The 24,011-nt window shown below is 69.1% G+C and carries 26 protein-coding genes; 10 read left to right on the plus strand and 16 right to left on the minus strand.

Annotated elements, in window-relative coordinates; all coding sequences use genetic code 11:
* On the minus strand, window positions 1-1,616 hold a 1,616-nt coding region (locus tag ACFV4K_RS15190), incomplete at its 3' end, for an amidohydrolase family protein (protein WP_379275244.1).
* A 59-nt stretch (window positions 1,617-1,675) separates the two neighbouring features.
* Here ACFV4K_RS15190 and ACFV4K_RS15195 point away from each other — a divergent pair.
* Window positions 1,676-1,915, plus strand: coding sequence for an ATP-binding protein (locus ACFV4K_RS15195; protein ID WP_379275245.1), 240 nt, complete (start codon window positions 1,676-1,678; stop codon window positions 1,913-1,915).
* Here ACFV4K_RS15195 and ACFV4K_RS15200 read toward each other — a convergent pair.
* Together ACFV4K_RS15200 and ACFV4K_RS15205 are read right to left on the minus strand one after the other, a co-directional pair.
* Entirely contained in the window at window positions 1,912-3,324 is a 1,413-nt protein-coding gene (locus tag ACFV4K_RS15200; protein WP_379275247.1) for a DUF1254 domain-containing protein, read from the minus strand. The two genes, ACFV4K_RS15195 and ACFV4K_RS15200, sit on opposite strands and share 4 nt — an antisense overlap.
* 115 nt (window positions 3,325-3,439) lie before the next feature.
* Window positions 3,440-3,715, minus strand: coding sequence for a hypothetical protein (locus ACFV4K_RS15205; protein ID WP_379275248.1), 276 nt, complete (start codon window positions 3,713-3,715; stop codon window positions 3,440-3,442).
* Between the two features lie 200 nt (window positions 3,716-3,915).
* Between ACFV4K_RS15205 and ACFV4K_RS15210 the strand changes: the two genes are divergently transcribed.
* Complete coding sequence (locus tag ACFV4K_RS15210) at window positions 3,916-4,572, plus strand: lysophospholipid acyltransferase family protein (RefSeq protein ID WP_379275249.1); 657 nt, start codon at window positions 3,916-3,918, stop codon at window positions 4,570-4,572.
* Between the two features lie 21 nt (window positions 4,573-4,593).
* Here ACFV4K_RS15210 and ACFV4K_RS15215 read toward each other — a convergent pair whose 3' ends face one another.
* From ACFV4K_RS15215 to ACFV4K_RS15240, 6 genes are all read right to left on the minus strand, one after another.
* Complete coding sequence (locus tag ACFV4K_RS15215; protein ID WP_379275250.1) at window positions 4,594-4,992, minus strand: RidA family protein; 399 nt, start codon at window positions 4,990-4,992, stop codon at window positions 4,594-4,596.
* A complete protein-coding gene (locus tag ACFV4K_RS15220; protein WP_379275252.1) occupies window positions 4,980-7,532 on the minus strand; it encodes an SDR family NAD(P)-dependent oxidoreductase in 2,553 nt (850 codons plus the stop codon). The genes ACFV4K_RS15215 and ACFV4K_RS15220 overlap by 13 nt, the downstream gene beginning before the upstream one ends.
* A 28-nt stretch (window positions 7,533-7,560) precedes the next feature.
* A complete protein-coding gene (locus ACFV4K_RS15225) occupies window positions 7,561-7,989 on the minus strand; it encodes an FAD-dependent oxidoreductase (RefSeq protein WP_379275253.1) in 429 nt (142 codons plus the stop codon).
* A gap of 66 nt (window positions 7,990-8,055) precedes the next feature.
* Window positions 8,056-8,487, minus strand: a complete 432-nt coding sequence (locus ACFV4K_RS15230) for an AarF/UbiB family protein (protein WP_379275305.1) — start codon at window positions 8,485-8,487, stop codon at window positions 8,056-8,058.
* 30 nt (window positions 8,488-8,517) lie between these two features.
* Window positions 8,518-9,324, minus strand: coding sequence for an amino acid-binding protein (locus ACFV4K_RS15235; RefSeq protein ID WP_379275255.1), 807 nt, complete (start codon window positions 9,322-9,324; stop codon window positions 8,518-8,520).
* A gap of 155 nt (window positions 9,325-9,479) precedes the next feature.
* A complete protein-coding gene (locus tag ACFV4K_RS15240; protein ID WP_379275257.1) occupies window positions 9,480-9,815 on the minus strand; it encodes a TfoX/Sxy family protein in 336 nt (111 codons plus the stop codon).
* Between the two features lie 116 nt (window positions 9,816-9,931).
* On the opposite strand from ACFV4K_RS15240, the gene ACFV4K_RS15245 reads away from it, so the two are divergent.
* Window positions 9,932-11,020, plus strand: coding sequence for a glutamate--cysteine ligase (locus tag ACFV4K_RS15245; protein ID WP_379275258.1), 1,089 nt, complete (start codon window positions 9,932-9,934; stop codon window positions 11,018-11,020).
* A gap of 59 nt (window positions 11,021-11,079) precedes the next feature.
* Here the strand turns inward: ACFV4K_RS15245 and ACFV4K_RS15250 are convergent, their stop codons facing one another.
* The 4 genes from ACFV4K_RS15250 to ACFV4K_RS15265 all read right to left on the minus strand — a co-directional run bounded on the left by ACFV4K_RS15250 (window position 11,080) and on the right by ACFV4K_RS15265 (window position 14,494).
* Window positions 11,080-11,622, minus strand: a complete 543-nt coding sequence (locus ACFV4K_RS15250; RefSeq protein ID WP_379275260.1) for a DUF4333 domain-containing protein — start codon at window positions 11,620-11,622, stop codon at window positions 11,080-11,082.
* A gap of 139 nt (window positions 11,623-11,761) precedes the next feature.
* Window positions 11,762-12,388 carry an MBL fold metallo-hydrolase gene (locus ACFV4K_RS15255; RefSeq protein ID WP_379275262.1) on the minus strand — a complete coding sequence of 209 codons (627 nt, stop codon included), beginning with the start codon at window positions 12,386-12,388 and terminating at the stop codon, window positions 11,762-11,764.
* Window positions 12,388-13,473 (minus strand): S-(hydroxymethyl)mycothiol dehydrogenase, encoded by a 1,086-nt coding sequence (locus ACFV4K_RS15260; protein ID WP_379275264.1) that lies wholly within the window; start codon window positions 13,471-13,473, stop codon window positions 12,388-12,390. The genes ACFV4K_RS15255 and ACFV4K_RS15260 overlap by 1 nt, the downstream gene beginning before the upstream one ends.
* Window positions 13,474-13,597: 124 nt before the next feature.
* Complete coding sequence (locus ACFV4K_RS15265) at window positions 13,598-14,494, minus strand: LysR family transcriptional regulator ArgP (protein WP_379275266.1); 897 nt, start codon at window positions 14,492-14,494, stop codon at window positions 13,598-13,600.
* Window positions 14,495-14,628: 134 nt separating this feature from the next.
* On the opposite strand from ACFV4K_RS15265, the gene ACFV4K_RS15270 reads away from it, so the two are divergent.
* Window positions 14,629-15,183, plus strand: a complete 555-nt coding sequence (locus tag ACFV4K_RS15270) for a LysE/ArgO family amino acid transporter (RefSeq protein WP_379275306.1) — start codon at window positions 14,629-14,631, stop codon at window positions 15,181-15,183.
* Between the two features lie 9 nt (window positions 15,184-15,192).
* On the opposite strand, the gene ACFV4K_RS15275 is transcribed toward ACFV4K_RS15270, so the two are convergent.
* From ACFV4K_RS15275 to ACFV4K_RS15285, 3 genes are all read right to left on the minus strand, one after another.
* On the minus strand, window positions 15,193-16,020 hold the full coding sequence (locus ACFV4K_RS15275) for a hypothetical protein (protein WP_379275267.1): 828 nt from the start codon (window positions 16,018-16,020) through the stop codon (window positions 15,193-15,195).
* 104 nt (window positions 16,021-16,124) lie between these two features.
* A complete protein-coding gene (locus ACFV4K_RS15280; protein WP_379275269.1) occupies window positions 16,125-17,135 on the minus strand; it encodes a Gfo/Idh/MocA family oxidoreductase in 1,011 nt (336 codons plus the stop codon).
* 30 nt (window positions 17,136-17,165) lie between these two features.
* Entirely contained in the window at window positions 17,166-18,170 is a 1,005-nt protein-coding gene (locus ACFV4K_RS15285; RefSeq protein WP_379275271.1) for a LacI family DNA-binding transcriptional regulator, read from the minus strand.
* A 229-nt stretch (window positions 18,171-18,399) separates the two neighbouring features.
* Between ACFV4K_RS15285 and ACFV4K_RS15290 the strand changes: the two genes are divergently transcribed.
* From ACFV4K_RS15290 to ACFV4K_RS15315, 6 genes are read left to right on the plus strand one after another with little or no spacing between them, the layout of a single operon-like run.
* Entirely contained in the window at window positions 18,400-19,311 is a 912-nt protein-coding gene (locus ACFV4K_RS15290) for a TIM barrel protein (protein ID WP_379275273.1), read from the plus strand.
* A gap of 16 nt (window positions 19,312-19,327) precedes the next feature.
* Complete coding sequence (locus ACFV4K_RS15295; RefSeq protein WP_379275275.1) at window positions 19,328-20,323, plus strand: sugar ABC transporter substrate-binding protein; 996 nt, start codon at window positions 19,328-19,330, stop codon at window positions 20,321-20,323.
* Window positions 20,324-20,343: 20 nt separating this feature from the next.
* Window positions 20,344-21,399 carry an ABC transporter permease gene (locus ACFV4K_RS15300; protein ID WP_379275277.1) on the plus strand — a complete coding sequence of 352 codons (1,056 nt, stop codon included), beginning with the start codon at window positions 20,344-20,346 and terminating at the stop codon, window positions 21,397-21,399.
* A complete protein-coding gene (locus ACFV4K_RS15305; RefSeq protein WP_379275279.1) occupies window positions 21,396-22,178 on the plus strand; it encodes an ATP-binding cassette domain-containing protein in 783 nt (260 codons plus the stop codon). The genes ACFV4K_RS15300 and ACFV4K_RS15305 overlap by 4 nt, the downstream gene beginning before the upstream one ends.
* The gene (gene iolC, locus ACFV4K_RS15310) at window positions 22,175-23,113 is read left to right on the plus strand and encodes a 5-dehydro-2-deoxygluconokinase (RefSeq protein ID WP_379275281.1); all 939 of its coding nucleotides are present in this window, start codon (window positions 22,175-22,177) and stop codon (window positions 23,111-23,113) included. Before ACFV4K_RS15305 ends, iolC begins: the two co-directional genes overlap by 4 nt.
* Window positions 23,104-23,997, plus strand: coding sequence for an aldolase (locus ACFV4K_RS15315; protein ID WP_379275283.1), 894 nt, complete (start codon window positions 23,104-23,106; stop codon window positions 23,995-23,997). Before iolC ends, ACFV4K_RS15315 begins: the two co-directional genes overlap by 10 nt.
* The last annotated feature ends 14 nt before the right edge of the window (window positions 23,998-24,011 follow it).

A 24,011-nucleotide genomic window follows, 5' to 3' on the forward strand; every position in this document is an offset into this window, starting at 1 on the left:
CGGTCATTGCGATTGACCATGCGCCGCAACCCCGCGACCCCGGGGAACGGCGCTTCGGCGTACGCGCTGGACGCGCCGTCGAACCCCGCCGGATCGACGACCGCGATATCGGCGCGCCCGCCGACCCGCAGGCGCCCGGCGTCCAGGCTGTACCAATCGGCGAGCTCGCCGGTGAGCCGGTGGATCGCGGTCTCGATCGGCAGGAACCCGCGCTGATGCGCCCGCTCCAGCATCCGCACCCCGAAGTTGTAGAACGCCATATTCCGCAGGTGCGCACCGGAATCGGCGAACCCGACCTGCATCATGGGCGAGCGCTGCAGCCGGTCCAGCACCTCCTCGCGGTCATTGGCGATGACGGTGCGCCACCGCAATGCCGGGCCGTGCTCCACCGTCAGATCCAGCATGGCGTCGGCCGGATCGATGCCGCGTTCGTCGGCGACCGCGCCGAACGACTTCCCGACCACGTCCGCGTCGGGGCAGGCGACGATCACGGCGTCGTAGAGGTCGCGGTTCCAGACCCGCGGCCCGTACTTCTTGGCCAGGTCCTTGCGGAACCGTCGGCGGTAGTCCTCGTCGGCGAGGAGTTCGCCGCGCTTCATGGCGTCCCGGATATTGAGCGCGGCGCTGCCGGAACCGAACTCCTCGAACACCACCAGATCCACCCCGTCGGCGTACACCTCGAACGGCACCGGCAGATGCTGCCACCGGAACCGTGCTCCGCCAACGGTATTCGCGATCCACGCCGACGCCATGGCGGCCCGCGCGGTGGTGCGGTCGGCCTTCACGTCCATGCCCGCGATGAGCGTCGTCTTGAGCGGCGCGCGGAACCGGCCCGCGCTCTGCGCGAAGTAGTTCACCAGTTCGGCGCGGCTGGTCAGGTTCGGGGTGCTCTGATGCACCCGGCCGCGCCGCCGCAGCACGGCGTTCAGCGCCCGGTACTCCCGCCACGTCGCGTACGTGGACGGCAGCTGCCGGGTCGGGAACCGCACCCCCTCCAGCTTCGAGAACGAGCTACGGATCGTGGACAGCCCCAGGAATCCGGCGTCCAGCGCCGCCTCCAGCATGGCGCACATGCGGTGCAGTTCAGCGGGTGTCGGGCGCGCCTGCGCGTCCACCGACCGGCCCAGGCCCATGACCGTCACGCGCATATCCGAATGTCCCAGGAAGGCGGCGACATTCGCGCCGAGCGGCCGGTCGGCGAGCGACTTCCGGTACGACTGCGGGTCGTCCCAGTCCTTGTGCTCCTTGACCGCCGAGTGCACCGCGTCCCACGGCAGCGCCTCGACGCGCGCGAACAGGTCTGCGCAGTCCTCGGCCTCGGAGTACACCGTCGACAGCGAGCAGTTGCCGAGCGCGACCGTGGTGACACCGTGCCGCACCGATTCGCCCAGGCCGGGACTGCCCAGCACCTCGGCGTCATAGTGGGTGTGCACGTCCAGCATGCCGGGCATCACCCATTTGCCGGTGGCGTCGACCGTCCGCTCCCCGTCGGGCAACCCGCCGCCCTCGATGACGGTCACCTGGCCTTCCGTCACCCCGACATCGGCCCGCACCCCGGGCCCGCCCGTCCCGTCGTACACCGTGCCCCCGCGAATCACCAGATCGAACCGTGTCATCGCAGTTCCCCCCCGCGGATCGGTCCCGCCACGTGGCGGGTGGTTTGTACACGTTATAAGTGCAGTATCCGCCTGCGGCAGGTCACCGTGGCGGTGGGGGACACATCCCACCCGACGATCTGCCGCATGTCTTCGACCGCTTCTACCGGGCCTCCGCGGCACGTTCCACTCCCGGCCAAGGCCTCGGGCCGGCCATCGTGGCACAGGTGACGGCGCTGCACGGTGCGAGGCCCGTGATCGAGTCCTCGCCCGGCAGCACCGTTGTCACTCTGTCGTTCCCGTCGGACGACCGGGCCTAGGCCTTGGTCACCTTCGGCGGGGTCCAGCTGCCATCCGAGATGGCCTGCTCGGGCCAGTAGGTCCGCAGGATCATCTCGAAATCACCGGGGGGAGTGGGCAGCCAGTTGGCCTCCTTGTCCGCGCCGGGCGACGTCTGCTGCAGGTAGAGCGTGATCCCGCCGTCCGGGTTGCGCACCAGGTTCGGCAGCATCGGCGAATTGATCAGGTAGCGGTTGATCGGATTCTCCACCAGCAGGATCTCCGGCAACTTGTACATGGTCACCGACCAGAACGCCTTCACCGGCGGGAGCTTCCCGTCGGGGAAGGTGAGGGTGTAGTTGTTGGCGCCGTTCAGCTTCGCGCCCGTGGTGTCATTGGTGAGCGGGAAGTACATGGCCTCCGCGCCCGGCAGGCCCAGGATGCCCATGACCGCGCCGGCGAAGCGGTACAGGTAGTTCCCCTTCAGCTGCTCGGCGGACCCGAACAGCTGACCAGAATTCACCTTGCCGGTCTCCAGCTCGTTCTTCTGGAAGTTGTGCAGGTCCGACCAGGCGTCGGCCATGCCGTCCTGGAAGGCCTTACGGTCATCGGCACTCAGCTTCGCGGGATCGAAATCGCCGTCCGGGCCGATGCCGATCTTCGCGAACCGCTCGCGCAGCTCCTTCTCGTTCGGCTGGACCGGCGCGTACTTCAGGGTGAAGTTGAGGACCTTGAAGAAGTCGAGCGAGGTCTGCTCTTCCTCCGGCGTCAGCGGCTTGATGAAGTCGACCGTCGGCGCGGCGGCCGGCGTCGCCTTGTTCTCGAACGACGACAGCGGCTTCACCTGATACTCGGACTGGATCTTCTTGACGTTGTCCAGATCGGCCGGATCGAACAACTGGGTCCGGTACAGCACCATCGAGAAGTCGGTCGCCGAGGTGATGACCTTGTCCACCCCAGCCGGCTTGTCGCCCTTCCAGCCGGGACCGGCGAGCAGGTAAGTGCCGCCGCCGTTCCCGGTGGTCCGGCTCCCGAGCAGGTCATAGACGTAGGTGTAGTTGTCGATGAACTGGACCGAGTAGTAGCGCTTCTCCTCGATCGGAGGCACGGTCAGCACCAGCGGCTCGGTCCGCAGGTCAGCGACCAGGAACGAGTACGGTGTGTCCGAATTGGGCGTTTGGACCGCCGTGTCCGCCGGGGTGAATACCCGGGCGATGCTGTGCAGCTCGTTCCAGCCGCCCATGTACTGGCTGCTGTTCTTGTCCACCACATACGAATTCTCGATGCGGTACATGTCGACCATCGGAAAGCCGTATGTATAGGCTTCCTTGGCTATCGTGCGCACGTCGTCCGAACCGGTAGCTTTGTCGTCCGACTTGGTTCCGCAACCGGCGGCCACCGCGGTGACCGCCGCGACGAGGCAAACGGCTGAGACCTTCCAGAACCTCATTCGCTCTCCCACGTGTCATGACTCCATTTCGCCGGAGCCAACTCCGGCATTCGAGACAGTACCGATCGGAATGACCGGGGAGTCGAACGTTCGTGGGTGTGGCGAGGCAACCACTCTAGGGTGTCGGTGTGCCGCAGAACGGTTCACAGGATGCCGGAGCATTCGGCACGGTGCTGGTGGGCTCGTCGAAATAGGCGAGGCTCACCAACATTGCGACCATGATGCCGAAGAACAGAACTGCCGCGGAAGCGATCGCCACCACCCCCCAATGGAGTCTCGGGAAGGTGATGACCGGGGTCCCGTCATCCGCCACGACGAAAAGCACCGCGGCGTTCGCCGGTGATCTACGCAGTTGAAGCAGAACGGTGTTACGCCACCAGTTTCCGACCATGGCAGCACACGACCTTCTCGGAATTTTCGGTGTGATATTGCCGTGAGTACAGCAACCACCAGGCTACGCCCAAAATATCTTGATAGCCATAGGCCATTTCTCGAAATACGTGGTTGTGACTGAGTAGTTCTGCGGTGTTCTCCGATCGGTTACCGAACGAGGATGAAAACCGTTGTCACAACCATTGATCCGGGAGAGCCATGATCGCCGACGCACGACGACCCCACGGATTGGGCAAACGTGCTTGGCTCACAACGCAATTGGTCCGCCGGATCCTGCGCGCCCTGGCCTGGTCGCGCTTCGTCCACGTCACCGTGCTCGGCCGCGATCGGGTGCCCGCGACCGGGCCGGTGATCATCGCGAGCAACCACATCTCCCTGCTCGACGCGGTCTTTCTGTGGGGTGCGCTGCGGCGGCGCGCGGTGGCCATCGCCATGGCCGAGCTGTGGACCTGGCCGGTCGTCGGACGGCTGGTGCGGCTGCTGGGCCATATTCCGGTGGTCCGGCGCGACCCCGACTCCGGGCGCACCGCGGTGAGCCGCGCGGCGCAGGTGCTGCGCTTCGGCGGCGTGCTCATCATCTACCCGGAGGGCCGTCTGGTCCCGGCCGGCGAGCGCGAACCGTACAAACCGGGCGTTGCGACGCTGGCCATGGCGACCGGTGTTCCGATCATCCCGGTCGCCACGACCGGCACCGACGGGGTGCTACCCATGCGCCGCGGGAACACCGGCCGCCGATTCAACCGCCACCATCCAGTTACCATCCACTTCGGAACACCCATCGACCCAGCGGAATTCGATAACCCCGAGAAACTCCTGGATGTTCTGCGGCACGAAATCGAGGGCTTGCGCGGCTGAAAAGCGATGTGCTCGAGCGTTTTACGGCACGATCGCGTCGGCCTCGATCTCGACCAGCAGCGCGGGATCGATCAGGCTGCTCACTTCGACCATTGTCGCCGCCGGGCGGATCGCCGCGAACACTTCGCCGTGCGCCCTGCCGACCTCTTCCCAGCGGGAGATATCGGTGACGAAAATACGGGTGCGGACGACATTCTCGGGTGTCGCACCGACTTCCGCCAGCGCGGCCACAATTCGGCGCAAGGCTTCCCGAGTCTGCTCGGCGATATCGTTTCCGCCCACCGCGCCGCCGTCCGGATCGACCGCGGTGGTTCCCGCGACCGAGATCCACGGGCCGACCCGGACCGCGCGCGAATAGCCCACGATCGGTTCCCACTCCGCGCCGGAGGAGACATTCTGTCGCTGCGTCATGCGCCCCATTGTGCATCGACGATCGCCGGAAGTTGTTGCCGCCGTAACTTGCCCGCGGTGGTGCGCGGCAGTTCCGGGACGAAGACGATGTCCCGCGGCACCTTGTACCCGGCCAGCGTCATCTTGATGTGCCGCTGCAAGGTGCGGGCGTCCACCCGCGCTCCGGGCTCCAGCACGACGGCCGCGACGAGCCGCTGCCCGAAATCGTCGTCGGGCACCCCGACCGCACCCGCGTCGGCCACCGCCGGATGCGCCAGCAGCGCCGCCTCGACCTCCTGCGGGAAGACGTTCTCCCCGCCGGAGACGATCATGTCGTCGGAACGGCCGTCCACGAACAGCCTGCCCTCGGCGTCGAAATGGCCGAGATCGCCGGAGTCCATGTGCTGTCCGACCATCTCCTTGGTCCGGCCGTCGCTGTAGCCATGGAACATGCTCGGGTTCTTGTTGACGATCCGCCCGGTGACACCGGCGGGCAGTTCGCGGCCGTCGCCGTCGACGATGCGGATGTCCACGATCCCGGCGAGCGGGCGGCCCACGGTGCCGGGCGCGGCCCGCAGATCCGCGGGTGTGGCGAAGGTTCCGGCGCCGGTCTCGGTGGAGGCGTAGCCGTTGAACAGCACCTCGCCGAACTCGTCTTGGAACGCGGTGGCCAGCCACGGTGGCAGGGGAGCGGCCCCGCACACCATCATGCGCAGGCTCGACAGATCGTGGCCGCCGCGCACCTCGGGCGGCAGCGCCATCACCCGGCCGAGCATGGTCGGCACCACGCACACGATCTGCGCGCGATGCCGCTCGATATCGGCGAGCAGGGTCTCGGCATCGAAACGCTCGTGCACGACCACGGTCGAACCGAGCAGGAACGCACCGGCGGTGGCCAGGAACCCGTAGGTGTGATGCAGCGGCGGCGCGATCACCATGGGCTGACCCAGACGTGGGATCGGCGCGACCCTTGCGAGATCGCCGACGGTCAGCAGCATGCGCGGGCTCAACGATCCGGCCGGGCCTCCGCCGAAGGTGCGCGGCGCGCCTTTGGGCACCCCGGTCGTTCCGCCGGTGAGCAGGATCAGCGTGCCCCCGGACGCGGGCTCGCGCACCGGCGGTCCACCCGCCGACACCAATTCCGCCACCGTCGGCAGGCCACCGGCCGCGCCCCGGACCACCACACGCCGTCCGCCGTATCCTGCCTTCTCGATCTCGTCGTGGAATTCGCCGTCGTAGAGCAGCAATTCGACGCGTTCGCGCTCGAGCACCTCGCCGATCTGCGGCCCGGCGAAACCGTAGTTCAACGGCACCAGATCCGCCGAGAGCCGCGCGGCCGCGTAGGCCGCCAGTACGAATCCGCGATGGTTGCGGCACAGCACCCCGACCCGCTGCCCGCGCCCGATCTTCCAGCGCGCTCGTAGCGCCGCCGCCAGCTGCCGCACCTGCCGATCCAGCTCGGCCGCGGTGATCGGGCCGTCGTCGTCGACCATGGCGGGCCGGTCCGGGAACCGCGCCGCGAACAGCGACAGCGCCGTAGCCAGTCCGACTCCGTCGCGTAATGCCATGGCCAGCTGGGGAATCCGGGTCGGAGGCAGCTGTTCCAGCACGCCGCTGGCCGGAATCCACCCGGCCACCGTGACCGCGTCGTCGAGCAGATTGACCGTGCGTTCCAGGCGGCCGAGCGGACCGGCCCAATCCACCGGACGGTTGTTCCAGTTCCCGGCCTTCGCGTACAGCGTCAGCATGCGTTGCGCCGCCGGGGAACTGTCGAGCGCGTACGACAGGGGCGCGCTCACCCGTTCCCACCACGGGCGAATCGCCAAGGGGCGGTCCACGATCGCCCGGCACACCAGGCTCGCCGCCTCCTCCGTCGACATGCTCGGGGTGTAGCGGTAGATCCGATAGGGGCCGAGCATCTCCGAGCGCACCAATTGCAGGTGCACCGTGGTGACGTCGATGCCGTCGGCCCGCAATTCCGGTGCGGCGCCGCGCATCCAGGAATTGAACGCCGACTTCGACGCGATATAGGCGGTCCAGCCCACACCGGGGCCGTGCACTCCGGCGGTGCTGATGTTCACGATGTGGCCCTGCCGCCGGGCCCGCATGGACGGCAGCAGGCTCATGACCAGCCGCGCGGGGCCGAGGAAGTTGATACGGGCGGTGTCGTCGATATTGTCCCAGCGGTCCAGGGAATCGGAGAGCCAGCGGCGAATCGACTTGCCCGCGTTGTTGACGAAGACGTCCACCCGCCCGTGATCGGCGAGCACCCGCTCGATCAGCGCGGCGCAGGCATCGGTGTCGGACAGGTCCGCCGGATAGGCGTACACCCGGCCCGGGGAATCCGCCGTCTCCGTACACAGTTCCTCGAGCCGGGCCGCCCTGCGGGCCACCGCGAGCACGGTCGCACCATTGGCGGCGAGCCGCAGCGCGGTGGCGCGCCCGACGCCCGAGGAGGCCCCGGTTACCAGGATCACGGAACCGGTGACGGCCGGTGCGAGACGGCGGTCGCTGATGCCGTAGCCGGTCGCGCCGAGCGCGATCCGGACCGATTTCGGCAGTTCGATCATGGGCACGGATCCTCGAGAGCGGGAACGGTCAGGCGGGCAGACGGTCGAAGTCGTAGTCCGAGAACGGGAATCGGTGATGCGCCCGGCGCGCGGAGAAGAACCCGGTGGGCCGGATGTACGTCGAGTCGCCCTGCGAATCGCGGTAGTAGGTCGGCACATGCGCGTTCAGTTCGGCCAGGTAGTAGCGCATGGCCGCGCCGTGCCGGTAGACGCGGCGGTCATAGGCGTCGTGCGCGTCCTGACGCACGGCCACACAGGTCGCGCCGCGCCGCCGCGCCTCGGAGAGGGCGCGCACCGCTTGGGCCGCGGTCATGCCGCCGACCTCGTCGGCGCGCTCCAGGATCACGAAGTCGCGCACCCCCGCCCGCTTCAGCTCGACCCCGGCGGCGATCCCGCCCGGGCCCGCACCGATCACCACGACCTCGTGGTCCGGAGCCGAAAGCCGCTCTGCGCCCATCGCTCCAGCGTAGATCTGTCTGGGACAGTGATCAAGGGGTGGGTGCGCAGCGATCCATCGCCGCGCTCAATTCCGGTGACCAGCGCAGGATCTCCGCTCGCATCGGACCCGTGGTGCCCCGTGGATGAACGCGTCGGCCAGATCGTGCACCAGCGCCGGGAACTGCGCGGGCGGCCAGACCGAGCACGCCCCGAAATCCACCACACCCGGACGGCCGCCGGGCAGGGCCCGGAAATTGCCCGGATGCGGGTCGCCGTACAGCAGGCCCGACTTCGGCGCGGACGACCAGAAGAACCGGACCGCCAGCATGCCCACCCCGTCCCGCTCGGCCCGCGCGCCGGTGGTGATCAAGCGCGACAGCGGAATCCCGTCCAGCCACTCCGAGACGATCACGTCCCCGCGCTGGGCCACGACCCGCGGCACCACGAAATCGGGATCACCGGCGTACGCGTCCGCGAAACGCCGCTGGTTCTCGGTCCGAGTGGCCGAAAGCTGGATCGCGCAAGGGAAATCCGCAGGGCGAGACGGTTACGGCTGGCGGGAAGCGACCACCGCGAGGTCGATGAGCCGGTGCGCGCGGGCCACCTCGGCGGGCGTGAACGGCTCCCCGGTACGCAGGAAGGTCATGGCCGCACGGTCGGATTCGGCCTCGACTTCGAGCAGCGTGCCACCGGGCACGCGGGCCGGATCGGGATCCGGAAGGTATTGCGCGCCCAGCAGTTCCGCGATGGCCAGGGGCAGCTCACCCGGATCGGCGGCCACCCGCCCGGCCAGGCCCAGCGCCCTGGTCTGGCCGTCGACCAGGGTCAGCGCCGACGCGGGCCAGATGCCGATCGCCACGCCACCCGCCTTGGCGACCGCGTGGGTCAGCCGCTGCGGCAGCACCTCCGCGGGGGTGGAGACCACCAGTTCGTCGAGCACGCCGTTCTCGAGATGGTGCACGTGCATGGCGAGGATATTGGCCCGCCGGTCGGCCAGCTGCTTGGCCAGCAGTTCCAATCGGCCGGGCTTGTTGTCCAGGCGCACCCGGATGCGCCAGAGTCGCTCGGCACTGTCGAGGCGGTGCCGGTGCCGCAGTTCCGGGGCGTGCAGCCAGCGGCTCAGGTACCGCATCGCCCCCGGCTCGACCACCCAGATGACCAGGATGGTCGCGGTCACCGCCAGGATCGCCACCGTCGCCACGTACGGCAGCTCGAGATGGATGACCAGGGCGTGCAGGGCCAGTTCGACGGGAAAGACCGCGGCGAGCTTGGCCAATGCCAGCCGGGTACGCGTGGGGTGGGGCAGGCGACCACAGACCTCGCATGCCAATGCATGTATCTCGGTTTGCCTCATGTTCACCACAGTGCGCGACACAGGTTTCCGCACGGTGGTGCGGTGTAAAGACGGAATGACAAGTCGCGGCGAACCTGTTGTGGCGGCTCATAATTGGGTGAAGCTGGACACGGCGACGTCCCCGCTGTGTCGCGCGGCACAGATCTGCCTCGCGGCTATTTCGGCGGCAGCGTCTTGGCGTAGCCGACCCCGTGGCGCACCCACTCGTCGAGGGCGTCGTCGTCGGTGACCGTCTCGGCCGTGACGCGCAGCCACCCGGTCATCTTCTTGCCGCCCATCTCCATGGGCTCGACCGCACCGGCCCGCAGCAAGTCCCCGGCGGTGTCCGGGTCGGCGCGCACCAGCAGCCCGCCCTTGCCGCTGGCCGCGACGGCCATATTGCCGCCCACCAGAAACGCCAGGCCGCCGAACATCTTCTTCTCGACCACGTGGGCCACGTCGGGCCCGAGTGCGTCGCGGATCCGGTCGGCCAGCTCCTCGTCGTATGCCATGACGACAGTGTGACCCCGCCCACCGACAATCCGGGGCAACCTGGACACTGGTAGGGGTGACCCGGAGAGACCGCTCCGACAGGTGTGGACCCGCGCCGGTGAGGTATCCACCGGATGTGGAATCCCCGCCTACGGTCGGAGTCGAAGAGGAGTTCCTTCTCGTGGATCCGCGCACCGGCGCGCCGGTCGGCAAGAACGCCGACGTCGCCCGGACCGCGGCCGACCTCGGGATGGACCTGCAACTGGAGATCATGCGCTGCCAGGTCGAGACCAGCACCCGCGTGCACACCACCACCGACGACCTGCTCCGGGAACTGCGGGAGCTCCGGCGCGGCGCGGCCGCCTGCGCCGAGAAGAACGACGCGCTGCTGCTGGCCGCCGCGGTGCCGCCCTCGGTCCCCGAGGAGCTGGCCATCACCAGTACCCCGCGCTACAGCCGCATCGCCGAACGATTCGGCAGGCTCGCCCGCGAACAGGGCCTGTGCGGCTGCCACGTGCACGTCGCCGTCCCCGGCCGTGCCGAAGCCCTGCGGGTCAGCAACTTCCTGCGCCCCTGGCTGCCGGTCCTGCTGGCCCTGACCGCCAACTCCGCCATCTACCGCGGCTGCGAAACCGGCTACGCCAGCTGGCGCAACATCATGTGGCGGCGCTGGCCCAGCGCCGGCCCGCCGCCCTACTTCGCGTCGGTCGCGGAGTACGAGGCAGCGGTGGAATCCATGCTGGCGCTGGGCGTGATCCTCGACCGCAAGATGATCTACTGGGACGTCCGCCCCTCGTCCACGTTCCCGACGGTCGAGGTGCGAGTCAGCGACGTCCCCGCCACCGTCGAGGAGTCCGCCCTCCTGGCGACCCTGGTCCGCGCCGCCGCCATGACCGCGCGCACCGCCGAACCCCGGCCCCCGGTCCCGGAACCCGCGCTCCGCGCGGCCTACTGGCGCGCCGCGCACGAAGGCCTGGACGGCACCGTGATCGACCCCGTCACCGGCCGCCCGATCCAGGTCCCCGAACTGCTCGACCACTTCGTCACCCTCATCCAGCCCGCCCTGGAACACCTGGGCGACCTTCCCTTCGTCACGGACACGATCGCCGCCCTCCTATCCCGCGGCAATGGAGCGCGTCGGCAGCTCAACGCCTTTCGCGCCCGCGGCGACATCTCGGACGTGGTGGCCGAACTCGCCGACGCGACCCTGTACACGTGCCGGTAGACCCGGCGGGACGACCGGAGTTCGGGTACTCGGGCCGGGATCGATTCGGATTTCCGGGATTACGGGAGGGGCTGGTCGTCGACGATCATGTCGTAGTTGACCTTGGTGCCTTCCACATTGGTGGTCTTGGCGGTGAAACCCCAGCGGGTGCCGTCGTTCTCGGTCACGACGCAGCGGATGGAGGCGCCGGTGGCGCCGCGTAGCAGGCCGTTGCAGGTGGAGGACTGAGGCGACGTGCCGAACTTCTGACGGTAGGTGTCGGCGATGGTGGAGGCCACGTCATCGGGGGCGACGTAGGCGTCGGCGAAGGTCAGGTCGTAGTAGACGTCGCTGCCGTCGACCTTGGTGACCTTGGTGTCGATCACCCAGTTCTGGCCGTCGGCCGCGGTGACGGTGCAGGTCTGCGTGGCATCGACCTTCGCGGCCAGACTTCCGTCGCAGGACACCGATTTCGCGTCCTCGTGCGCCTTGTCCTTGTAGAAGCTCGAGGCCTTGGTCTGGACATCGCTCTTGCTCACGGACGAGGAACCGGTGGACACGGAACAGCCCACCGCGAGCAGGGGAAGGGAGGCCAGCGCCAGAACGGCTGTCAGTTTTCTCATGGACAACTCTAGGCGCGGAATCGTCCGGAAAATCCTGGAAACGAGAAGCGCTCCGCCGCTTTGGGGGACGGATTAGGGGCTCCGGCAGTGATCCGGTCCGGTCTGCGCGGGTGACCGGCCCCGGACCACTGCCGAAGGATCAGCCGACCCGGGCGCGCCACTCCTCCAGGTGCGGGAGTTCCGCGCCGATGGTGGTGGATTCGCCGTGGCCGGTGTGCACCAGGGTCTCCGGCGGCAGGGTCAGCAGCCGGTCCGCGATCGACTCCACGATGGTGCCGAAATCGGAGTACGACCGGCCCGTCGCACCCGGACCGCCGTGGAACAGCGTGTCACCGGTGAACACCGCACCCAGGTCGGGGGAGTAGAAGCAGACCGAACCCGGCGCGTGGCCCGGCGTGTGCAGCACGTACAGCTCGGTGCCGCCGACCGCGATGATCTGCTTGTCCGCCAGCTCGCCGTCGGGGCTGACCTGCGGGTGGGTCTGCTGCCACAGCACCATGTCCTCGGGGTGCATGAGGATCGGAGCGCCGGTGGCCCTGGCCAATTCGGGCGCGACCCGGACGTGGTCGTCGTGCGCGTGGGTGACCAGGATGGCCTTCACCTCGCGGGTGCCGATCACGTCGAGAATCGCCTCGACATTGTGCGGGGCGTCGATGACGACGCACTCCAGATCGTCGCCCACCACCCACACGTTGTTGTCGACGTCGAAGGTCTCGCCGTCGAGGGAGAAGGTGCCGACGGTCACCGCGTGGTCGATGTGCGCCATCAGAACACCACCACCGAGCGCAGCACGTCACCGTGATGCATCTTGGTGAAGGCGGCCTCCACCTCGTCGAGCGCGATGGTCTCCGAGACGAACCCGTCCAGGTCCAGGCGGCCCTGCTTGTAGAGCTCGATCAGGTACGGGAAGTCGCGCGAGGGCAGGCAGTCGCCGTACCAGGAGGACTTCAACGACCCACCGCGTGAGAAGAAGTCGATGAGCGGCATCTCGAGCGTCATATCCGGGGTCGGCACGCCGACCAGCACCACGGTGCCGGCCAGATCGCGCGCGTAGAACGCCTGCTTCCAGGTCTCCGGACGGCCCACGGCGTCGATCACCACGTCCGCGCCGAAGCTGTCGGTGAGTTCCTGAACCCGTTCCACCGCATCCTCTTTGGCGGCGTTGACGGTATGGGTGGCGCCGAAACCGGTGGCCCACTCCAGCTTCCGCTCGTCGATGTCGACGGCGATGATGGTGGTCGCGCCCGCCAGCTTGGCGCCCGCGATGGCGGCATTGCCGACACCGCCGCAGCCGATGACCGCGACCGAGTCACCGCGGCTCACGCCGCCGGTGTTGATGGCCGCGCCCAGGCCCGCCATCACGCCGCAGCCCAGCAGGCCCGCGGCGGCGGGGGACACGCTCGGGTCCACCTTCGTGCACTGCCCGGCGTGGACCAGGGTCTTCTCGGCGAACGCGCCGATGCCCAGGGCCGGGGTGAGCGGGGTGCCGTCGGTCAGCGTCATCGGCTGGGCGGCATTGAAGGTGTCGAAACAGTACTGGGGCTTGCCCTTCCGGCAGGCGCGGCACGAACCGCAGACCGCGCGCCAGTTCAGGATGACGAAATCGCCGGGCTCCACATCGGTGACGCCCTCGCCCACCGATTCCACGATGCCGGCGGCCTCGTGCCCTAGCAGGAACGGGAATTCGTCGTTGATGCCGCCCTCGCGGTAATGCAGATCGGTGTGGCAGACACCGCAGGCCTGCACCCGGACCACGGCTTCGCCGGGACCCGGGTCCGGGACCACGATCTCGGTGACTTCGACGGGCGCGTTCTTCGAGCGAGCGACAACGCCGCGCACAATTTGGGACAACGAAATTCCTTCCTGGCTGAACGCAATGCCTCCGACTATTGCATCCGGTTCCGCCCACGTCATCTATTACCCCGGGTCACGCACAATGAATCCCCTTGTGTCCGATCACAAGAACAGTGTCCTATCACAGCAGCGATTGCGCCGCGGCCTCGGCTATGGTCGTGGCGACGACTGTCAGGGCGGGTGAATCCAGTCGCCATTGCTGCCAGTACAGCGGCACGTCCACGAAGACCTTGTCGTCCAGTGGAACCAGGCCGTCCTCGGGTCGAATCATCAGGTCGGGGATCATGCCCCAGCCCAGTCCCGCGCGCACGGCGTCGTTGAACGCGGCCGAGGACGGGATGTAATGACGCGGCGGATCCACCGGCTTGCGAGTGTAGTGGCGGACCAGGCGGAACTGCAGATCGTCCTTGCGATCGAAGAGCACCACGGGCGCGTGTGCGAACGCCTTCGCATTCGCGCCGTCGGGAAACCAGGTGCGGGCGTACTCGGGATGGGCCATCGGGCGATAGCGCATGGCTCCCAGCCGCCGCACGGTACAGCCCTGTACGGGTGCGGCGGTGGAGGTGATGGCCGCCATCACGGTGCCGTCGCGCAGCAGGCGGGTGGTGTGCTCCTCGTCCTCGCGATGGATCTCGAACGAGAGTCCCGTCGCGCCGGGCTGGATCGCATTGGCCCGGCCGAGCGCGGCCACCACCCAGGTGTGCAGTGAGTCGGCGTTCACGGCGATGGGAATGACCACCGGCCGATCGGCGGGCTGATGCGCCTCGCCGAGTTCGCGGGCGGTGTCGCCGGTGAGCAACTGGATCTGCCGGGCCAGGCGCAGTACGGCCAGTCCGGATTCGGTGGGCTGCACCGGTTTGGTGCGTTGCACCAGGATGCGGCCCGCCGCGTCCTCCAGCGCCTTGATGCGCTGGCTGATTGCCGAGGGTGTGACACTGAGTTTGCGGGCGGCCGCGTCGAAGGTGCCTTCCCCGATGACCGCGTCGAGGGCGCGCAATTGGTCGAGCTGCAGATCCACGGTAAGAGATTCTAATGGCACCTCAGAATCTTTAGCTGGCCTGGTGCTGGACGGTTGCCTACTTTCGAAGGGTGAACGCATCATCGGCGGCCCTGGCGGCCATCTCGGGACTCGGCTTCGGACTCTCCCTCATCATGGCGATCGGCGCGCAGAACGCCTTCGTCCTGCGACAGGGGATCCGCGGCGAACACGTTCTGCCGGTGGTCGCGGTGTGCATCGGCTCCGATGTGGTGCTCATGACGCTCGGCGTCGCGGGCTTCGGCGCGATCGTGAATTCCGCGCCGATGGTCATGACCGTCGCGAAGTACGCGGGCGCGGCCTTCCTGCTCGGCTACGCGGTGCTCGCCGCCAAGCGCGCGCTGTCCGCGTCGGCGCTGTCGGCGGGCGGCGGCGCCCCGATCGCGCTGGGCGCGGCCATCGCCACCTGCCTGGCCGTCACCTGGCTCAATCCGCACGCCTACCTGGACACGGTGGTGCTGCTGGGCTCCTTCGCCAATACCTACGCCACCCCGGACCGCTGGTTCCTGACCGCGGGCGCCATCGCGGGCAGCCTGATCTGGTTCCTGTCGCTGGGTTTCGGCGCGCGCCTGCTGGCCCCGGTCTTCGCGAAGCCCAAGGCGTGGCGGGTGCTGGACTCGCTGATCGCGCTCGTGATGACCGGGCTCGCCGTCGGTTTGCTGGTGAGCTGACCGCCGCGGTCAGTACACCTGCTTCCACACCCCGATCGGGCTGTTGCTGTTGTCGGCGGGCAGGCAGTAGACGGCCCGGCCGCTCGAGGACTGGGCGATGCCATCCTTCTTGAGATTGCAGACCTGGCCGGGCTCGTGCTTGCCCGAGGTCAGGGTGCCGGGGCTGTCCCACACGTACGACGGGGTCGAGCTGCCGCCGGGGCGGCGGGTGCAGACCAGCTGGCTGCCGCCGCTGGTGTAGCCGAAGCTGCCGGCTTCGCCCGCATTGCACGGGGATCCGATCGCGGGCCGGGTGATGGGCAGCCAGTGCGGGCTCGCCCCGCCGGTGGCGTCGCAGGTCAGGACGGTGCCGTCGGAGGTCGTGGCGGTCATGCCGACCTGCTCGCAGGGCATCTGGATGCCGACGACCGGACTGACCGTGGTGGTCGTCGTCGTGGTGGTGGTCGTGGTCGAGCTCGTCGTCGTGGTGGTGGTCCGCTCGGGCGCGGTCGTGACGTCGGCTTCCTGGGCGGCGGTGGTCGGGGTCGGCCGCACGGAGGTGGTGACCAGGACCCGGGTCGGGGCGGTGGTCTTGGCGGCGTTCGGGGCGGCCTCCCAGCTGCTGTGGCCGGAGACGAGCAGGCCCACGATGGCGAGCAACGACACCGCAATTGTCGCGGTCAGACCGATGATCACGTACCGCGTGGTCTGGGTTCCGCCCAGCAATCCGGCCAGTCCGCCGGGGCGGTTCGAGGGCGGTTCTCCCTCGTCGTCCTGCACCGCGTCGAAGACCACCGTGTCCTGCGTCCACAGCTCGTCCTGTGGGTGATAGCCCGGTGGTATCGAATTGCCGCTCATGCCAATAACTCTCGTTCGGTGGTCCCGCTGTGATCACCGGGCACACAGAGGGTAAACGGCGAGTGGGCCCGCGCGATAGCCGAAGTTTCGGCGGCGGCTCCCGATCAGCGGCGGATGTCGGCCAGTCGCACCGGGGTGCCCCGATGCCGGGACAGTTCGCAGGCCTCGGCGATATAGAAGGCCTCCAGGGCGTCCGCGGGCGGGCACGGATTGGCCAGCTTCCCGGTGACCACGCCCACGAAGGTCGCGAGCTCCTCGACGTAGGCGCCGTGGAAGCGGTCCATGAAGCCCGGATAGACCGGCAGCGCCGAGGGCGGGTAGCCGGGTTCCACCGAATGCAGCGGGGCGCGCTCGTCGAGGCCGACGATGGCGTTGCCGGTCGAGCCGAGCACCTCCAGCCGCACGTCGTAGCCCGCGCCGTTGTAGCGACTGAGCGAGACATTGGCCAGGCAGCCGTCGTCGAGGCGCAGCACCACCGCGGCGGTGTCGACGTCGCCGGACTCGGCGAAGAACGCCTCCCCGCGATTGGCGCCGGTGGCGAAAACCTCGACCACCTCGCGCCCGGTGACCCAGCGGATGATGTCGAAATCGTGGACGCCGCAATCACGGAACAGCCCGCCCGAGCGCGGAATGTAGTCCGCGGGCGGGGGCGCGGGGTCCAGGGTGGTGGCCCGCAGCGTGTGGATCCAGCCCAGGTTCCCGGCGGCGATGGCGGCGCGGGCGGCCCGGTATCCGGCGTCGAAGCGCCGTTGGAAGCCGATCTGGACCGGGACCTCGGAGCGCTCGAGGTGCTCGACCACGCGCAGCGTGCCCAGAATGTCGGCGGCGATGGGCTTTTCGCAGAAGACCGGGATGCCGCGGTCGACGGCGGCGGTGATCAGGGCCGGATGCGAGTCGGTGGCGGTGGCGACGACCAGGCCGTCGATCCCGGCGTCGACCAGCGCGTCGATGTCGGGCGCGTATTCCAGCCCGAGCTTGTCGGCGGTGGCTCGGGCGCGCTCGGCGTCGGCGTCGGTGACGATGACCCGGGCCACGCCCGGCAGGGTCGCGAGGGTCTCGGCGTGGGAGGTTCCGATGCGGCCGGTGCCGGCGAGGCCCACAGTGATCGGGGACATGGCGGAGCTCCTGTCAGTCGCGGTGCGGGGTCAGACTCGGGGTGGGGCGGTGGTGGAGCGGACGACCAGGGACGGCTCGAGGCGCTGGCGGACCGGCTCGGTGCGGCCTTCGCGCAGGCGTTCGGTCAGTGCCGTGAGGGCCAGCCGCCCGATGCGATTGCGCGGCTGGTCGATGGTGGTGAGTGCGACGTGCCGCAGCGCCGCGAGCGAGGTGTTGTCGTAGCCGACGATCGAAACGTCCTCGGGCACACGCAGACCCGCCTCTTCGAGCGCGGCGGCCGCGCCCACGGCGTTGAAGTCGTTGCCGCACACCAGTGCCGTGGGAAAAGTGCTGGGGGAGAATATGTTCAGCAGTTTGCGGACGGCGGCCGCGCCTGCGGTGTCGGTGTGCTCGCTCGGGATCACCATGGGTTCGAGGCCGTAGCGGGCCATGGCGGCGGTGTAGCCCTTGCGGCGCGGTGGGGCCGCGAAGGCTGCCCCGCCGTCCAAGTGCACGATGCGCCGATGGCCCAGTGTGACAAGGTGATCCACGGCCAGCGCCGCGCCGAGTTCGCCGTCGTCGTTGACGGTGTCGACCGCGGTGCTGGTGGAGGTGCGCGAGACCAGCACTACCGGGCAGCGCGCGGCCGCGTCGCGGATGGCGGCGGCGGGCAGCACCGGTGACAGCAGGATCACCCCGCCCGGGCGGAAGGCGAGCAGGCTCTCCAGGGCGGCGCGTTCGCGGCCCGCGCTGCGGCGGCCGGTATTGAGGATGAGTTCGAGCCCGTCCTCCTGGGCGGCCTGGTCCATGCCCTCGACCACGTCGGCGAAGAAGGGATTGCGCAGGTCCGACACCATGACGCCGACGATATTGGAGGTGCGGCTGGCCAGCGAGCGGGCCATGGCGTGCGGCTGGTAGCCGAGTTCGGCCGCGGCCGCCAGCACCGCGTCGCGGCGGTGGGCGCTGACCTTGGGGGAGTTGCGCATGACCAGCGACACCAGGGCCCGGGAGACGCCGGCGCGGGCGGCGACATCCTCCATGGTGGGTCGAGTCATGCGACGCACGCTACCGCGTGGCCGCGGGCCGGGGCAATAGAGCGCTCTAATCGGACTTTTCAGTCACCGCTGGTTCTCGTGATTCCCCCTGCAAGGCAGTGTTTTCCGAGCGTGCTCGCCACTTTTCGGCGCATGTCGGGATCTTGACACCCGAGTGAGCCGGGTTACATTGTTGGAGCGCTCCAATAGTGAGCCCCACGATGGCCAACGACGGGTCTGGGAAGTGCCGATGACCGAACCGCTCCATCCCTTGCGTCCATTACGAATCGCCGCCGCGCCGATCTCCTGGGGAGTCTGCGAGGTCCCCGGCTGGGGGCACGTCCTCGACCCGGCCACCGTCCTGGCGCAGATGTCGGGCCTCGGCCTGTCCGCCACCGAATTCGGGCCGCCCGGATACCTACCGGACGATCCGCTCGAACTACGGAAGACCCTGCGCGACTACGGTATTGCGCCGGTCGGCGGCTTCCTCGCCCTCACCCTGCATCGCGAACCGAGTCGCGCCCTGGAGATCGCGCGCTCGGCCGCCGCACGGTTCGCGGCCGCCGGGGCCGAGGTGCTGGTGCTCGCCGCGGCGACCGGGGAGCACGGCTACGACGCGCGCACACCCCTCGACGATCGCGAGTGGCGCACACTCCTCGAGACCGCGGCCGCCGTCGGCGACATCGTCGTCGAACACGGCCTGCGCCCGGTGCTGCACCCGCACGTGGGCACCCACGTCGAGACGTCCGCCGAGGTGGAGCGCTTTCTCGCCGACTCCGATCTGGACCTCTGCCTCGACACCGGGCACCTGCTCATCGGCGGCACCGACCCGGTCGAACTGGTCCGCCGCCACCCCGATCGCATCGGGCACATTCATCTCAAGGACATCCGCGCGACGATGGCCGCCGAAGTGCGCGGCGGCACAGTGGAATACAGCGAGGCGGTCAAGCGAGGTCTCTACGTTCCGCTCGGCGCGGGCGACGTCGACATCACCGCCCTGATCCGCGAGGCGCACGCCGGCGGCTACCGCGGCTGGTACGTGATCGAGCAGGACACCGCGCTGCACCCCGGCGAGACCGCCGAGGGCCCGACGGCGGCCGCTCGGCAAAGTCTGCGACACCTCGCCGGGATCGCCGCCGGTCTCGCCTCGGCTCGGATTTAGTGGGGAGGTGACGACGATGTCCGCATTCTCCCGTCCCCGCCGCCCCCGCCGGCTGCGTCTGACGCCGTGGCTGGCCGCCACGGCCGTGCTCGCCGCCTGTAGCGGCCCGGGTTCCGACGCCACCGGTCCCGGCGCGGCGCCCGTCACGGTCGGCGCCGTGCGATCGGTGGCGGTGGTGACCCACGGCTCGCCCGGCGACGCCTTCTGGAACGTGGTGAAGAACGGCGCGGAGGCCGCCGGGAAGGATCTCGGCATCCGGGTCGAGTACAACTCGGCGGGCGATCCGACCCAGCAGGCCAAGCTCATCGACAATGCCGTCGCGCAGGGCGTCGACGGGCTGGTGGTGTCCATGGCCAATCCGGACGCGCTGCGGCCCTCGGTGGAGAAGGCGGTGGCCGCGGGCATTCCGGTGGTGACCATCAATTCCGGTGAGGCCGAGAGCGCGAAGTTCGGGGCCATCGGCCATGTCGGCCAGAGCGAACGCCAGGCCGGTGAGGCCGCGGGCAAACGCCTCGCCGACGCCGGAAGACACAAGATGCTGTGCGTGATTCACGAGGCGGGCAATGTCGGGGCCAATGAGCGGTGCGCGGGCGCGATCCAGGGCTTCGGGTCCGCCACCACGCTGCAGGTCGACATCAACAATCCCACCGATGTGCAGTCCCGCATCAAGGGCGCGCTCGAAGCCGATCGTTCGATCGACGCGGTGCTGACGCTGAACTCGCAGATCGCCGCCCGCGCGGTGGACGCGGTGAAGGAGTCGAAGGCGACCACGACCGTGGCCACCTTCGACCTGAATTCCGATGTGGTGAGCGCGATCCGGGCCGGAAACCTCTTGTTCGCGGTGGACCAGCAGCAGTACGAGCAGGGCTATCTGCCCGTGGTCATGCTGAAGCTGTACAAGTCGAACCTCAATACCGTGGGCGGTGGGCATCCGGTGCAGACCGGGCCGGCGTTCGTGGACAAGACCACCGTCGATGCCGACGCCGCGCTGGTCGGCCAGGGTACGCGGTGAACGGGCCGGGAGACGCCGACATGACTACGACGACGACATCCGAGAAGTCGGCGACCGCGGTGGCCCCGCCCGACCGGCTCGCCATCCTCAACCGGCTGGTGGCCCGCCCCGAGGTGGGCGCACTGCTGGGCGCGGTGGTGGTGTTCGTGTTCTTCACCATCGTCACCACCAAATTCTTGAAACCCCTGGGCATTTCGACGTGGCTGGACGACGCCTCCACGCTCGGCATCATGGCGGTGGCCGTCGCGCTGCTCATGATCGGCGGGGAGTTCGACCTGTCCACCGGCGTGATGACCGCCTCCACCGCGCTGATCACCGGACTGCTCGCGGTGCACGCCGGCTGGAACGTCTGGTTCGCGCTGGCGGTGTCGCTGGTGTTCGCGCTCGCGGTGGGGGCGCTCAACGGCTGGGTGGTGATGCGCACCGGGCTGCCGAGCTTCATCGTCACGCTGGGCACCTTCCTGGCCTTGCAGGGCCTGAACCTCGGCGTGACCCGCTGGGCCACCGGCACCGTGCAGGTGTCGGGGGTGCGGTCGGCGGACGGATATCAGTCCGCCGGTTGGGTTTTCGCCTCCACCACCAGGATCGGCAGCGCCAGTGTCCAGGCATCGGTGGTGTGGTGGATCGTAGTGACCGCGGTCGCGGCGATCGTGCTGACCCGCACCCGGTTCGGGAACTGGATCTTCGCGGTCGGCGGCTCGCTGCCCACCGCCCGCGCGGTCGGCGTGCCCGCCACCCGCACCAAGATCCTGCTGTTCATGACCACCGCGTTCGCGGGCTGGATCGTGGGCGCGTGCAACCTGATGCGGTTCGCCAGCGTGCAGGCCAATCAGGGTGTGGGCCTGGAGTTCCAGTACATCATCGCCGCCGTGATCGGGGGCTGCCTGCTCACCGGCGGGTTCGGCTCGGTAGTGGGTGCGGCCGTGGGCGCGCTCATCTTCGGCATGGCGCGGCAGGGCATCGTGCTGGCGGGCTGGAACAGCGACTGGTTCATGTTGTTCCTCGGCGTGCTGCTGTTCTCGGCGGTGCTGGTCAACAACGCATTCAAGAAGCGAGCCGAAAGGGTACGCCGATGACCGTGCCATTGATCGAAACCGTCGGCATCGGAAAGAGTTACGGCGGCGTCGTCGCGCTGCGCGATGTGTCGACGGTGGTGAACGCGGGCGAGGTCACTTGCGTGCTGGGCGACAACGGCGCGGGCAAGTCGACGCTGATCAAGATTCTGGCGGGCGTGCACCAGCACGACAGCGGGGAACTGCGGATCGAGGGCCGCGAGCTGCGATTGTCGTCGCCCCGTGAGGCTTTGGACCTCGGCATCGCCACCGTGTACCAGGATTTGGCGGTCGTGCCGCTGATGAGCGTGTGGCGCAATTTCGTACTCGGCTCCGAACCGGTCACACGCTACGGACCGTTCGAGCTGCTGGACCGCAAACGCGCCCAGGACATCGCCCGAAAAGGGCTGGCGGACATGGGGATCGATATTCCCGACCTGGAACAGCCGGTCGGCACGCTCTCCGGCGGGCAGCGGCAGTGCGTGGCCATCGCCCGCGCGGTGCACTACGGGGCCAAGGTGCTGATCCTCGACGAGCCGACCGCGGCGTTGGGCGTGAAGCAGGCCGGGGTGGTGCTGCGGTATGTGGTGCAGGCCCGCGACCGTGGGCTGGGGGTCGTGCTGATCACCCACAATCCGCATCACGCCTACCCGGTCGGGGACCGGTTCCTGCTGCTCAAACGCGGGTCCGCGCTGGGCAGCTACGAGAAGTCGCAGATCGACCTCACCGAGCTGACCCGGTTGATGGCGGGCGGCGCGGAACTCGAGGCGCTGCAACACGAATTGGAGCGGGTGGTGCCGTGACCGAGCTCGAGGCCCTGACGATCGGCCGGGTCGGCGTCGACCTGTACCCCGAGCAGAGCGGGGTGCCGCTCGCGCAGGTGCGGACCTTCGCCAAGTTCCTCGGCGGCACCGCCACCAATGTGGCGGTGGCCGCGGCCCGGCTGGGGCGGCGGACCGCGGTGCTGACCAAGGTCGGGCCGGACGGGTTCGGCGACTTCGTCCGCGACGCGCTGGAGGGGTTCGGGGTCACGTCCCGGTATGTCGGGACGGCGGCCGGGCTCCAGACGCCGGTGGTGTTCTGCGAACTGAACCCGCCCGCCGACCCGCCGCTCCTGTTCTATCGGTCGCCCATCGCACCCGACCTCACTCTCACCGAGGACGAGATCCCTTGGGATGTGGTGGATTCCGTGCCGCTGCTGTGGGTGACCGGCACCGGCGTCAGCGCCGAACCCGGCCGTACCACCCAGCGCGCGATCCTCGAACGCCGGGCTCGGCGCGGGCACACCGTGCTGGATCTCGACTATCGGCCCATGTTCTGGCCGGACGTGGACGCCGCGCGCGCCGAGATCGGCTGGATGGTCGATCACGTGAACGTGGTGGTGGGCAATCGGACCGAGGTGCAGGTGGCGGTCGGCACCGCCGATCCCGACGAGGCCGCCGACCGGCTGCTGGCGCGCGGGGTGCGGCTGGCCGTGGTGAAGCGTGGCGCGGAGGGCGTGCTCATCGCCACCGAATCCGAGCGCTGGACGGTGCCGCCGTGCCCGGTGCGGGTGCTGTGCGGACTCGGCGCGGGCGACGGCTTCGGGGGCGCGCTGATCCACGGGCTGCTCGCGGGCTGGGACCCGCACCGCGTCGCCGCCTACGCCAATGCCGCCGGCGCGCTGGTGGCGTCCCGGCTGGCCTGCGCGGACGCCATGCCGACCGATGCCGAGATCGAGGAGATGCTGTGCACCTGAACGACGCGCGCTGGTACGACCTGCTGCGCACCCGCGCCACGGACCCCGAGGCCATCCACCGCGCCTACGCCGACCGGCGCCGCCGCCCGAACCTGCTGTCGGGCACCGGGACCCTGTTCCTGGTCGCCGCCGACCACCCGGCTCGGGGAGCGCTGGGCGTCGGCGCGGACCGCACCGCCATGGCCGACCGCCGCACGCTGCTGGAACGCCTGCTCATCGCGCTGGCCGACCCGGCCGTGGACGGGGTGCTCGGGTCACCCGACATCGTGGAGGAGCTGCTGCTGCTCGACGCCGTCCACGACAAGATCGTCATCGGTTCCATGAACCGGGGTGGGCTGGCCGGAGCGGACTGGGAGATCGACGACCGATTCACCGGGTACGACGCCGAATCCTTGGTGAAGTATCGCCTCGACGGCGGGAAAATGCTTCTGCGCCTGGTGGATTCGGATCCCGGCACCATCCCGACCTTGGAAGCGTGCGCCCGCGCGGTGTCCGAACTGGCCGAGCACGGGCTCATGGCCATGGTGGAGCCGTTGCCGTACGCCCGGGACCACAGCGGGGCGCTGGCCATGCACAAGGATCCGGCTTCTCTGCAACGCGCGATCACAGTCGCCTCAGGACTCGGGGTCACCTCCGCGTACACGTGGCTGAAGATTCCCGCGCCCGACGATGTCTCGGTGCTCGACGCCACCACCTTGCCCGTTCTCGTGCTGGGTGGCGCGCCCTCGGATGATCCCGAATCCGACCTCGCCTCCTGGGCAGCGGCGCTGCGTCACGATGTCGCGCGTGGCCTGGTGGTCGGGCGCAGCCTGCTGTATCCGGCCGACGGGGATGTCGCGGGCGCGGTGCGGGCGGCGGCGCGGGTGTTGGAGGCGACGCGATGAGCGATCTGCGCTGC

Origin of the sequence: Nocardia sp. NPDC059764 (assembly GCF_042732555.1) — a bacterium.
Classification (GTDB): domain Bacteria; phylum Actinomycetota; class Actinomycetes; order Mycobacteriales; family Mycobacteriaceae; genus Nocardia.

Bases quoted from the DNA above. Each gene is read 5' to 3' on its own strand.
- ACFV4K_RS15200 (WP_379275247.1), bottom strand. From the start codon at position 3,324: ATGAGGTTCTGGAAGGTCTCAGCCGTTTGCCTCGTCGCGGCGGTCACC.
- ACFV4K_RS15205 (WP_379275248.1), bottom strand. From the start codon at position 3,715: ATGGTCGGAAACTGGTGGCGTAACACCGTTCTGCTTCAACTGCGTAGA.
- ACFV4K_RS15210 (WP_379275249.1), top strand. From the start codon at position 3,916: ATGATCGCCGACGCACGACGACCCCACGGATTGGGCAAACGTGCTTGG.
- ACFV4K_RS15215 (WP_379275250.1), bottom strand. From the start codon at position 4,992: ATGGGGCGCATGACGCAGCGACAGAATGTCTCCTCCGGCGCGGAGTGG.
- ACFV4K_RS15220 (WP_379275252.1), bottom strand. From the start codon at position 7,532: ATGATCGAACTGCCGAAATCGGTCCGGATCGCGCTCGGCGCGACCGGC.
- ACFV4K_RS15225 (WP_379275253.1), bottom strand. From the start codon at position 7,989: ATGGGCGCAGAGCGGCTTTCGGCTCCGGACCACGAGGTCGTGGTGATC.
- ACFV4K_RS15235 (WP_379275255.1), bottom strand. From the start codon at position 9,324: ATGAGGCAAACCGAGATACATGCATTGGCATGCGAGGTCTGTGGTCGC.
- ACFV4K_RS15240 (WP_379275257.1), bottom strand. From the start codon at position 9,815: ATGGCATACGACGAGGAGCTGGCCGACCGGATCCGCGACGCACTCGGG.
- ACFV4K_RS15250 (WP_379275260.1), bottom strand. From the start codon at position 11,622: ATGAGAAAACTGACAGCCGTTCTGGCGCTGGCCTCCCTTCCCCTGCTC.
- ACFV4K_RS15255 (WP_379275262.1), bottom strand. From the start codon at position 12,388: ATGGCGCACATCGACCACGCGGTGACCGTCGGCACCTTCTCCCTCGAC.
- ACFV4K_RS15270 (WP_379275306.1), top strand. From the start codon at position 14,629: ATGGCGATCGGCGCGCAGAACGCCTTCGTCCTGCGACAGGGGATCCGC.
- ACFV4K_RS15275 (WP_379275267.1), bottom strand. From the start codon at position 16,020: ATGAGCGGCAATTCGATACCACCGGGCTATCACCCACAGGACGAGCTG.
- ACFV4K_RS15280 (WP_379275269.1), bottom strand. From the start codon at position 17,135: ATGTCCCCGATCACTGTGGGCCTCGCCGGCACCGGCCGCATCGGAACC.
- ACFV4K_RS15285 (WP_379275271.1), bottom strand. From the start codon at position 18,170: ATGACTCGACCCACCATGGAGGATGTCGCCGCCCGCGCCGGCGTCTCC.
- ACFV4K_RS15290 (WP_379275273.1), top strand. From the start codon at position 18,400: ATGACCGAACCGCTCCATCCCTTGCGTCCATTACGAATCGCCGCCGCG.
- ACFV4K_RS15295 (WP_379275275.1), top strand. From the start codon at position 19,328: ATGTCCGCATTCTCCCGTCCCCGCCGCCCCCGCCGGCTGCGTCTGACG.
- ACFV4K_RS15300 (WP_379275277.1), top strand. From the start codon at position 20,344: ATGACTACGACGACGACATCCGAGAAGTCGGCGACCGCGGTGGCCCCG.
- ACFV4K_RS15305 (WP_379275279.1), top strand. From the start codon at position 21,396: ATGACCGTGCCATTGATCGAAACCGTCGGCATCGGAAAGAGTTACGGC.